This window comes from Streptomyces sp. NPDC127092, assembly GCF_042722475.1.
Classification (GTDB): domain Bacteria; phylum Actinomycetota; class Actinomycetes; order Streptomycetales; family Streptomycetaceae; genus Streptomyces.
The window spans coordinates 38490-48951 of the sequence record NZ_JBHXFE010000059.1; the positions used below are offsets into that span (position 1 = coordinate 38490).

General features: G+C 73.4%; 8 protein-coding genes. 6 read left to right on the top strand and 2 right to left on the bottom strand.

Annotation, left to right across the window (positions count from 1 at the left end; genetic code table 11):
* Positions 1-60: 60 nt before the first annotated feature.
* On the top strand, positions 61-972 hold the full coding sequence (locus ACFWJO_RS33995; RefSeq protein ID WP_386871512.1) for a hypothetical protein: 912 nt from the start codon (positions 61-63) through the stop codon (positions 970-972).
* A 26-nt stretch (positions 973-998) separates the two neighbouring features.
* On the opposite strand, the gene ACFWJO_RS34000 is transcribed toward ACFWJO_RS33995, so the two are convergent.
* Positions 999-3449, bottom strand: a complete 2451-nt coding sequence (locus ACFWJO_RS34000; protein ID WP_386871513.1) for a polysaccharide lyase 8 family protein — start codon at positions 3447-3449, stop codon at positions 999-1001.
* A gap of 372 nt (positions 3450-3821) precedes the next feature.
* Between ACFWJO_RS34000 and ACFWJO_RS34005 the strand changes: the two genes are divergently transcribed.
* The 5 genes from ACFWJO_RS34005 to ACFWJO_RS34025 all read left to right on the top strand — a co-directional run bounded on the left by ACFWJO_RS34005 (position 3822) and on the right by ACFWJO_RS34025 (position 9744).
* Positions 3822-4625, top strand: coding sequence for an ABC transporter ATP-binding protein (locus ACFWJO_RS34005; protein ID WP_386871515.1), 804 nt, complete (start codon positions 3822-3824; stop codon positions 4623-4625).
* Between the two features lie 155 nt (positions 4626-4780).
* Complete coding sequence (locus ACFWJO_RS34010) at positions 4781-5776, top strand: ABC transporter substrate-binding protein (protein ID WP_386871517.1); 996 nt, start codon at positions 4781-4783, stop codon at positions 5774-5776.
* A gap of 208 nt (positions 5777-5984) precedes the next feature.
* Complete coding sequence (locus ACFWJO_RS34015) at positions 5985-7274, top strand: DUF6986 family protein (protein WP_386871519.1); 1290 nt, start codon at positions 5985-5987, stop codon at positions 7272-7274.
* Between the two features lie 79 nt (positions 7275-7353).
* Positions 7354-9300, top strand: a complete 1947-nt coding sequence (locus tag ACFWJO_RS34020) for a protein kinase (RefSeq protein ID WP_386871521.1) — start codon at positions 7354-7356, stop codon at positions 9298-9300.
* 36 nt (positions 9301-9336) lie between these two features.
* Positions 9337-9744 carry a type II toxin-antitoxin system PemK/MazF family toxin gene (locus ACFWJO_RS34025; RefSeq protein ID WP_386871523.1) on the top strand — a complete coding sequence of 136 codons (408 nt, stop codon included), beginning with the start codon at positions 9337-9339 and terminating at the stop codon, positions 9742-9744.
* A 100-nt stretch (positions 9745-9844) separates the two neighbouring features.
* Here the strand turns inward: ACFWJO_RS34025 and ACFWJO_RS34030 are convergent.
* Positions 9845-10462, bottom strand: a 618-nt coding sequence (locus tag ACFWJO_RS34030) for a substrate-binding domain-containing protein (protein WP_386871525.1), incomplete at its 5' end; no start/stop codon positions are given.

The following is a 10462-nucleotide window of genomic DNA, read 5'->3' on the forward strand; positions in this document are numbered from 1 at the left end:
CACGGCGACTCCGTGCCGCTGGGGGTTCCGTCGTGGCGTTCCCGGCGGGATTCTGGCTTCATGAAGACAACGGCGCGGATCATCGGAAGGTTGGTGTGCGCGGCCGGCGGGGTGTGGGTGGCCTCCGAGGTCGTGGGCCGGTTACGGATCGGTGGCACCGCGGGCGAGCGCCTGGGGTCCGTGGGCGTTCTCGCCGCGGTGTTCATCGCCTCCGTCATGCTCGTCCCGCTGCCCCTGACGCGACTGCTCGGGCGGGCCGTGACGAAGAATCAGCGGCGCATGGCGGAGGAGCCCGACTGGGGCGGCTCCGACTGGGAGTTCTTCGCGCCGCTGCGCAGACACTTCGTCTACGTCGGTCTCGGCATGGCGCTCGCGGCCGTCGTCCTGCTCGTGGTGGGGCCGGCGGGGCTGTGGGCCGGGACCGAGCTGGGTGCCGCGCTGGGCCTGGACGTCCGGCTCGACGGCGGGCTCAAGGCCCTCGTCACCGCCGGGCTCGTGGTCGCCGCCGTGGAGACGGTGCTGCAGCTCGTGCTCGCCGTGCCGGTGAAGCGCCGCCGCCGCGGGGCGCTGCGCTCCCTGAGCGGCCTGCTCCTGGCGGGGGCGGGCCTGGCGCTCGCGGAGGTGTGGCTGGACGGCGTGCAGGCGGCGGATCCGCGATGGCTGACGCTCGCCGTCGTCGCCGCCCTCTTCGACCTGCGCTTCCGGTTCACCCTGACCCTTCCCGTACCCGGAGTGGCGTCGCTGGTCCTCGTGTCGCTCAACGTGCTGGCGCTCTGGCTCGTCGTGTGGCTCACCGGTCTGCTCCACGTCGACGGCTTCTGGCCCCTCGTCGGAACGGTCGCCCTGATGTGGGCGGCGGAATGGCCGAGCCGCCTGGCGAACGCCGCGGCGGAAGCCCGCGCCAACCCGCCCCAGCCCCCACACGACCCCTTCTGGCCGGACCACCACATGCCCCAGTCGCCGCTGTACTGATCCGGGCGGAGCCGCCCCCGGCCGGCTCAGCCCAGCGACACCGTCGCCTTGTGCACCGCGCCCAGGGTGCCCGGTGTGACGCGCAGTCTCAGGGCCGTGCCCGTCGAGAGGACTTCGACCGAGGGGTCCTTGGCGGTCACCGAGGCGACGGGGCGGTTCCAGGTGACGTCGATGAGGTCGCCCGTGCGCAGGGGGCCCGAGACGCAGACGGTGGCGGTGGCGCCGGTCTCGCGGATCAGGACGCTCGCCGGCTGGGAGACGGTCAGCGGGCCCACGGTGGCGGCGAGCCAGAAGTTGACCGCGGTGACGCCGAGCGAGGGGACCCGGACGCCCTGCTGTTCGTTGGTGTTGGCCAGGACCCCGAGCCAGGAGGTGTCCGCGGCGCGGGCCGCGGTCTGCTGGGCCGTGGCGCCCGGCATGAGCACGTAGGCGTAGTCCGCCCACGTCGGGTCCGTACCGTGGTCGAACCACAGGGTGAGGTAGCGGCGCGTGACCGGATCGGTGACGGCCGAGCGGTTGATGTCGGACCAGGCCCCGGTGCGGGCCTCGCGCAGGGCCCTGACGGTGGCGCCGCCGGGGAAGACGTATCCGGCGTGGCCGGCCAGATGGGCCCAGCGCGCCCCGGTCAGCGTGGCGCTCCACCCGAGGGCGGTGGACTGGGCGGCGCCGTCGACGGTGAAGGCGTGCGTGCCGGACGGGCCCAGGTTGCGGTTCTCGACGACGGACTCGACGCCCGTGCCGTCCCGGCCGTGGATGCCGGCGCCCAGGCAGACCACCGCGTCGTCGAGGAAGAACCAGGACTTCTTCGCCAGCAGCGTCGAGGAGAGGCCCTTGAGGTACTGGCCGACGGCCGCGTAGGTGCCGTCGGTCGCACCGCCGACCCAGCGCACGTCCGGGCGCGCCGCGCCCCAGGTGCCGCCCTCGCCGTCCGCGAGGGGCTTGCGGGACGCGGTGGTGCCGGGCAGCCGGTAGGGGTCGACGGTGGGCCAGAAGTCGTCGGTGTACTGCCCGTTGGCGAACGTGCCGCCCCACCAGTACAGCATTCCGGAACTGCTGTGCCAGGCCCGCAGGTTCTCGCCGTTGCCGTTCTCGTAGTACGTGATCCGCTGGGACGCCATCGCCACGGCGGCCGCCCAGCCGGGCCTGCGATGCACCGCCCGGTCCATCGACGGGAAGAGACGGTGGCCCGTCGGCTCCGCCGAGCCCGTCGGGACGGTGTCGTCGACGGCCTTGAGCCGGGCCAGCTGGGCGACGCCGAGGGCGGGGCCGGCGAGCACCGGACGGTAGTAGTCCCGGGCGATCCAGCCCTTGATCATCTGGTCCCAGCGGCTCTTCTCGGCCGCGGACGCGCTCACGCCGAGGAGCGCGATGCAGGCGATGATCCCGTGTCCGCGCAGGTGGTCGTCCTGGCGGAGGCCGGCCGGGTCGCTCTTCTGTACGCCGCGGCTGATCGCGCGCCCCGACACCAGGTCCATGGCGAGGCCGTTGAAGAGGAACGGCGCGTACGCCTTCTCGACGGAGTCCAGCACGACCTGGCGGCCGGGGTCGATCACTTCCCAGGCCGTGCCCTTCAACAGGGCGAACAGCAGCGACAGTCCGCCGAGCATGACGGATCCGTACGACCCGGCGTAGGGGACGTAGAGGTGCTGGACGAAGCTGCCGTCCCGGTAGAGCCCGTCGCCCGTCGTGACGTAGGGGAAGACGGGGGAGAGGGCGTCACGGGCGAGGGCGAGCTTCGGCGCGGCTCCGCCCACCGCTCCGCGCAGCGCGAGGACGCGGCACAGGTCGACGCGGTTGGCGCCGGTGGAGGTGCCGCTGTAGGAGGCGACGGCACTGTCGGGCACGAAGTGGTCGACGGCGGCGCAGTGGTCGGCGACGCGGGCGGCCCCGAGGTGCTCGTACAGCATCACGTCGATGTCGAGCAGCGCCTGCGGAGCGCCTATCTGCCAGCTGTACCAGTTGCCGTACCGGGCCTGCCCGGCGTGGTACGCCTGGTCGTGCAGGTGGTCGACGCCCGCGAGGATCTCGTCGCGCAGCGCGCCGTTCCCGGTCAGCCCGGTGCCGGGCTGGCTGTACGCCTCGGCCATGGTGCGCAGCCGGTTGAAACTGCTGTTGAGGTTGCCGGAGTAGGTGTACGACTCGGCGTCCGTGTCGGGCTCCGGGTCGGCGTAGGGGAGGTCGGGCCAGAGGGAGCCGGCCGCCCGGGACATGGTGGAGCGCAGGTTCGCGGCGGTGGAGCCCAGGGCGGCGAGCTTGCTCGCGAAGGGTTCGGCGGTCGGGGAGTAACCGGTTCCGAGGATCAGATCCCGCCACGCCAGGCGCAGGGCGCCGTACGCGTCGGCGGCCTCCACGGCGGCCGCGGTGCCCGCCGTGGCGGCGACGGGGACGGGCGCGAGCGCCGCCGCGGCGACGGCGGCTCGCAGCAGCCCGCGGCGGGACAGGCGGCCAGGGTCGGCGGGGAAGGACACCGGATGCATGTGACTGCCTCTCGGGGGCGAGGGAGATGACGCACGGGCGGTGAAGGGCCGTCGCCCGGGTGGCGGGCCGGTGACGTGTCGGACGGCAACCGGAACGGCAAGCGCTTTCTCCCATGGCCGGAAACGCTCCGTCAAGAGGCGTGCGTCCGCCACCTCCCGCCGCCTCGCCGCCCTGGCCGGAAAAGGGCGTTCTCTATCCTCATGTGGCCCTCCGGACAAGGGGGTTGACCGTGCAGGAAGGGGCGCACGGTGGTGCGGGAGATCTCGACATGGTCACAAGCCGCACCGGAGAATGCCTGACACCTAAGGCGTGCCTTACCTAAGTTGTATGGTGGCGCGGTCGGTTCGACGGCGGGAGGGAATGTGGTGTCCATGGGTGACGTCCGCCTCATGGCGAACGATCTGGACGTCGGTCATGGCGGCCGGACGGTACTGAAGCAGGTGGACCTGTCCTTACGGGTCGGTGAGATCACCGTCCTGGTCGGCCCCAACGGCTGCGGCAAGTCGACCCTGTTGCGCACCGTGGCCGGACTGCTCCCGCCCATCGGCGGCGAGATCCGCATCGACGGCGAGCCGCTCCGCTCGCTCGGCCGCCGCGCGCTCTCCCAGCGCCTGGCCTTCCTTCCCCAGACCTCGCAGGCACCCGCCGGGGTCACGGTCCGTGAGCTGGTACGCCACGGCCGCTACGCCCACCGCGGCGCCCTCGCCCGGCACACCGCCGAGGACACCGAGGCGATCGACTGGGCCCTCGACGTCACCGACGCACGGCCCCTGGTCGACCGCCGGCTCGACGAACTGTCCGGCGGCGAACGCCAGCGCGCCTGGCTCGCCATGGTGCTGGCCCAGCGGGCCGGAGTCCTCCTCCTGGACGAGCCCACCACCTACCTCGACATGCGGCACCAGTTCGACGTCCTCGACGTCGTCCGCCGGCTCGCCCGCGAACACGACATCGCCTGTGGCGTCGTGCTGCACGACCTGATGCAGGCCGCCGCCTACGCGGACGAGGTCGTCGTGGTGGCCGACGGCGGCGTCGCCGCCTCCGGCGCCCCCGACGAGGTGCTCAACCCCGACGTCATCCAGCGCGCCTTCGGGCTGCGCGTCAACGTCGTCCGCGACCCCGCGACGGGTTACCTCGCGTGCTTCCCCCAACGGTCCGAGGCCTCCGCCGCGTCCTGAACCGGCCCGGCCCCGTCACGACCGCGTCCTCGCCACGTCCTTGCCACGTCCTCATCACGTCCCGAACCCGCGACGTACCTTCCGGCGCTCCGCCGACAGCGGTGTCCGCACTGCCCGCACTGCCCGTACAGCCCGTACACAAGGAGAGATTCACCATGCAGAAAACGCTGCGCGCCCTCGCCACGGGCGGTGCCACCGTGGCCCTCGTGCTGACCGTCGCCGGCTGCGGGGGCGGTACCGTCGGCGAGGCGAACGACGGGAAGAAGACCGGAGACACGACCGCCGGCGCCAAGATCACCGTCGACACCGCGCAGGGCAAGGTCTCGCTGGACAAGCCCGCCGTGAAGGTCGTCACGCTGGAGTGGACGTACGCCGAGGAGCTCGTCGCCGTCGGCCTGCCGCCCGTCGGCAACGCCGACAACAAGGGCTACGGCACCTGGATCACCGCCAAGGGCGCGGCCCTGCCGGCCCAGGTCACCGACGTCGGCAGCCGCAACGAGCCCAGCCTGGAGAAGATCAAGGCGCTCCAGCCCGACCTCATCGTCATCGACAACGACCGCTCCAAGGCCAACCTCAAGCAGCTCCAGGCCATCGCGCCCGTGCTGTCCTTCACGTACACCACCAAGCCCCAGCTCGCCACGATGAAGAAGAACTTCGCCGAGCTGGCGAAGGCGGTCGGCAAGGAGAGCAAGGCCGCCGAGGTGACCGCGCAGATCGACGCCAAGGCCGCCGACCTCAAGGGCCGGCTGGACAAGGCGGGCAAGGGCGGCCTCAAGTACGCCCTCGCCCAGGGCTTCACCGCCAACGGCGCCGCCTCGATCCGGATGCTCACCGACGACGCCATCGCCCCGCAGGTGCTCGACCTCGCCGGGCTGAAGAACGGCTGGAAGGGCCAGTCCGACGCGTGGGGCATGACCACCGTCGGCGTCGAGGGTCTGACGCAGGTGGAGAAGGACGCGACCTTCCTGTACGTCGCCGCCGACAACGACAACCCGTTCACCGGCGACCTCGCCGGCAACGCGGTGTGGAAGGGTCTGCCCTTCGTCAAGAACGACAAGGCGCTGCCGCTCGACCCGGGCACCTGGCTCTTCGGCGGGCCGCTGTCCGCGCAGCACATCCTGGACGAGACCGGCAAGGCCCTGAAGGTCTGATGGTCTCGGAAGGACTGACGGCCGCCGCCCCGGCCGGAAGCACCGGCCGGGGGACCCCAAACCCCCCCTTTTGGGGGGGACCCTTCCCCCCCCCCCCCCCCGGCCGTTTCGGCCACCCGTGGACACCCATTGACGCAAGTGGAGGCGGACTACTAACTTCGCCATACGGATTGTTGATTCCGTGCAGCGGAAAACAGGAGGATGTGGGATGGGTCAGCAGGAGAAGGTGTCGACGAGCCTCGCCGGCGCGGTCAGCGAAGGCATCAGCGCCTCCCTCGCCGGGGTCGACGCCGAGCTGGACCGGCGCTACCCGGGTGACCCCGGCACCCGCCAGCCCGTCCACACCGTCTACGTGCCCGGCAACGTCTTCGACGCCGGCACCATCCGCTCCTGGGGCGACCAGGCCCTCGCCGCCCTCGACGAGCACGCCCCCGACGCCGCCACCTTCGCCGACGTCCTCGGCCTCTCCGACGACCTCGCCGAGGACGTCTACGGCCGCGTCCGCGCCAAGCTGGAGCGCGAGCCCATCGAGGACCTCCGCGTCGACTTCGAGGACGGCTACGGCGGCACGGACGAGGACCACGACGCCGCCCGCGCCGCCCGCATCATCACCGAGGCCTACGCGGACCTCAGCGCCGCCCCGTACATGGGCATCCGGATGAAGTGCATGGAGGCCGCCGTACGCGACCGCGGCATCCGCACCACCGACGTCTTCCTCACCGGCCTCATGGAGAACGGCGGTCTGCCCGACGGCCTCGTCCTCACCCTGCCCAAGGTCACCTACCCCGAGCAGGTCACCGCCTTCGTACGCCTCCTGGAGGCCTTCGAGAAGGCCCACGGCCTCGACGCCGGCCGGCTCGGCTTCGAGATCCAGATCGAGACCAGCCAGGCCATCCTCGCCGCCGACGGCACCGCCACCGTCGCCCGCATGATCGACGCCGCCGAGGGCCGCGCCACCGGCCTGCACTACGGCACCTTCGACTACAGCGCCTGCCTCGGCGTCTCCGCCGCCTACCAGGCCAGCGACCACCCCGCCGCCGACCACGCCAAGGCGATCATGCAGGTCGCCGCCGCCGGCACCGGCGTCCGCGTCTCCGACGGCTCCACCAACGTGCTCCCCGTCGGCTCCACCGCCCACGTCCACGAGGCCTGGAAGCTCCACTACGGCCTCACCCGCCGCGCCCTGGCCCGCGCCTACTACCAGGGCTGGGACATGCACCCGGGCCACATCCCCACCCGCTACGCCGCCGTCTTCGCCTTCTACCGCGAGGGCTTCCGGACCGCCGCCAAGCGCCTGTCGGCCTACGCCAACCAGGCGGGCGGCGACGTCATGGACGAGCCCGCCACCGCCAAGGCGCTCAGCTCCTACCTGCTGCGCGGCATCGACTGCGGAGCCCTCGACACCGCCGAGGTCGACGCCCTCACCGGCCTCACCCGCGCCGACCTCGACCGGTTCGCCGCCCCGCGGCGCGGCGACCTGACGGCCACCGCCCCGTAGTCCCCGGCCCGCGCGGGGCCGCCGCCCCTGCCCCGTACCCTGTACGCGTCCACTTCGGCCGACAGGGAACGGGGCATCGGTGTCTTCGGGGGAGTACGAGCGGCTTGCCGGCCGCTACCGGGTCGTGGCCCAGCTCGGGCGCGGCGGCATGGGAATCGTCTGGCGCGCGGTCGACGAGGTCCTCGGCCGCGAGGTGGCCGTCAAGGAACTGCGCACCTACAACGACGCGTCGGGACGCGAACTGGAGGACCTGCGCCTGCGGATGCAGCGCGAGGCACGGGCCGCTGCCCGCGTCCGCCACCCCGGAGTCGTCGCCGTCCACGACGTGACCGAACACCAGGGCCGCCCCGTCATCGTCATGGAGTTCGTCGACGGGCCCTCGCTCGACGGCGTCCTCGGCGAACGCGGCACCATGGAACCCCGCGAGGCCGCCGCCGTCGGCGCCGCCGTCCTGGACGCCCTGGCCGCCGCCCACGAGGCCGGCGTGCTCCACCGCGACGTCAAGCCCGGCAACATCCTGCTCGACACCGGCGGCCGGGTCGTCCTCACCGACTTCGGCATCGCCGCCATGGAGGACCCCGGCGACGGCTCCGCCACCCACCTGACGCGCAGCGGCGAGATCGTCGGCTCGCTCGACTACCTCGCACCCGAGCGCGCCCAGGGCCAGCAGCCGGGCCCCGCCTCGGACGTCTGGGCGCTCGGCGCCACCCTGTACGCGGCGGTCGAGGGCGCCTCGCCGTTCCGCCGCACCTCCACCTGGTCCACCCTCAACGCCATCGTCGTGGAACCCCTCCCGGAGCCCCTCCGGGCGGGTCCGCTCGCCCCGGCCCTGCGCCTGCTCATGCACAAGGACCCGGCCCTCCGCCCGGACGCCCGCACGGCGGCGGGCCTGCTGAGGGCGGTCGCCGAGGGCCGCGAAGCGCACGCCCCGGGTGCCGAGGGCGCACCGGGTCCGGCAACGGCGGCGCAGGGTACGGCACCGGCACCGGCCGGGTACGGCCAGGCGCCGGCGCCGCACGGCTCGGCGCCGTACGGCCCGGCCGGCGGGCCCGGAGACGTACCGAACGCCGCGGGGACCCCGGCGCCCGGGGCCGCGCACCTGTGGGTGCCTACCGAGCCCGACGCCGTACCGCACCGCCCGGAGGGCTTCGGCCCGGCGGTGCCGCCGGCCACCGGGGCGGACGGGGGCGCGGTTCCCACGCCGTACGGCCCGGCGCCCGTGCCGTACGGCGTCCAGGGCGGGCACGGCACCCCGCCGCAGGGGCCGCCGGTCACGCCCGTCGCGCCGGGCGCGGTACCGCTGTCGGGACCGCAGACCTCACCCGTCGCGCCGGGCGCCGGCCGCGCCCGTGGCGGACGTAACCGCTCGTCGGTCCTGGCCGCCGCGGCGGCGGCCGCCGTCCTGCTCGTCGGCGGCGGCGTGACGTACGCCCTCGTCGGCAAGGACGGCGAGGCCGGGCAGGGCCAGGTGGCCGGCGGGCAGGCGCCGACGGGCCCGACGGGCGAGCCCGGCCGGGTCCTTGACCCGGGAGCGCCCGGGGCCACCCCGAGCGCCGGCGGCAGTGGTTCCGCGTCGGCGACGCCGTCGAAGGAGGGCGCCGGTAAGTCCGCCTCGCCGTCCTCGCCCGCCGCCGGCTCCTCGTCCGCACCGGCGCCGTCGGCGTCGCGGACGACCAGGGCGCCCGCGCCGAGCGCGACCGCCGGCGGCGGCTCCGGCGGCGGTACGGCCCCGAGCCCCGCGTCCGGCGGCTGCACCTCCCGCGGCGGCGGGAAGTACGACTGCCAGGTGTGGCGCACCGAGAAGACCTACCGTCACGACGGCGGCGAGATGGGCATCCTGAACGCCGGCACGAACTACTTCTACTGCCAGGTGAACCTCGGCCGCCGTGAGACGTACGGCAGCTGGACCAACGTGTGGTGGGCCAGGACGGACGACGACAGCGGCAACACCAACGTCTACTTCAGCGTCGTCTACATCAAGGGCGGCGACAACGACCGCCCGGTACCGGGCCTTCCGGTCTGCTGACGGCGGCCTGCGGCCGGACAGGGCCTAGGAGGACACATGCGACGCGGTGAAGTCTGGTGGGTCGACTTCGACGAGCGACGCCCCGTCGTGCTGCTGTCGGACGACGAGTCATCCGGGTTCCAGGTGATGCAGGTCGTCGCCCCGGCGGGCGTCGACATGAGCGGCCTCGGCGTCGAAGTGGCCGTGGGTGCCCTGGAAGGACTGCCCTTCGAAGGCGTGCTGCGGTTCGCGTTCCCGCGTCCGGGCTTCACCCCTTGTACGTGGCTGACCACCGTGGCCCGGGACGACCTGATCGAGCGGGCGGGCGTCCTGTCCGCCGCGAAGCTCAGCGAGGTCGGAGAAGCCCTCCATGCCGCTGGACAGAGCAGGGAGTGGACCCCGACCACGGCTGCCAGACTCCACGAGATCAAAGAAGCCCGTCGTCTGGGCGGACCCGACGAGTAGACGAGTAGCGGACACCTCTGCTGCCCGGCTCGATCTCGTCGATGACGGCGCGCCCCCCCGCCGCGCTCCGGCAACGAGATCACGGTCTCCGGGCGGAGTGCTAGGCGGCGGGCGGCGGCGGGATCTCGCCCGAGCCGCGGGCGATCAGCCGGGTGCCGAGGACGACCGTCGACGGAGGCTCCTCGACCCCGTCGAGGCGGCGGAACAGCCGCTCCGCCGCCGTGCGGCCCAGGGCCGCCGCGTCCTGCGCGATGACGGTGATGCCGAGCAGGTCCGCGAGTTCGATGTCGTCGAAGCCGACCAGGGCGACCGGCCGTTCGCGCCCCGCGAGCACCCGTACCGCCGTCACCGTGACCCGGTTGTTGCCCGCGAAGAGCGCCGTCACCGGCTCGGGGCCGGACAGCATCGCCTCGGCCGCCGCCGTCACGCGCTCCGGGTCGGTCGGGCCGAGGGACACCCACTCCTCGGCCACGTCGAGCCCGGCGTCGTCCATCGCCGCCCGGTAGCCGCGCAGCCGCTCGACGGCGGTGTGGATCCGCGGCCGGTCGCCGATGAAACCGATCCGGCGGTGGCCGTGCGCGATCAGGTGCGCCACGCCCGCCCGCGCGCCGCCGAAGCTGTCGGACAGCACCGTGTCCGCGTCGATCCGTCCCGCCGGGCGGTCCACGAAGACCGTGGCGACGCCCGCGCGTATCTCCGGCTCCAGATAGCGGTGGTC

Excerpts from the sequence above, each read along its gene's own strand:
- ACFWJO_RS33995 (WP_386871512.1), top strand. The coding sequence starts at position 61 with ATGAAGACAACGGCGCGGATCATCGGAAGGTTGGTGTGCGCGGCCGGC.
- ACFWJO_RS34000 (WP_386871513.1), bottom strand. The coding sequence starts at position 3,449 with ATGCATCCGGTGTCCTTCCCCGCCGACCCTGGCCGCCTGTCCCGCCGC.
- ACFWJO_RS34005 (WP_386871515.1), top strand. The coding sequence starts at position 3,822 with ATGGGTGACGTCCGCCTCATGGCGAACGATCTGGACGTCGGTCATGGC.
- ACFWJO_RS34010 (WP_386871517.1), top strand. The coding sequence starts at position 4,781 with ATGCAGAAAACGCTGCGCGCCCTCGCCACGGGCGGTGCCACCGTGGCC.
- ACFWJO_RS34015 (WP_386871519.1), top strand. The coding sequence starts at position 5,985 with ATGGGTCAGCAGGAGAAGGTGTCGACGAGCCTCGCCGGCGCGGTCAGC.
- ACFWJO_RS34025 (WP_386871523.1), top strand. The coding sequence starts at position 9,337 with ATGCGACGCGGTGAAGTCTGGTGGGTCGACTTCGACGAGCGACGCCCC.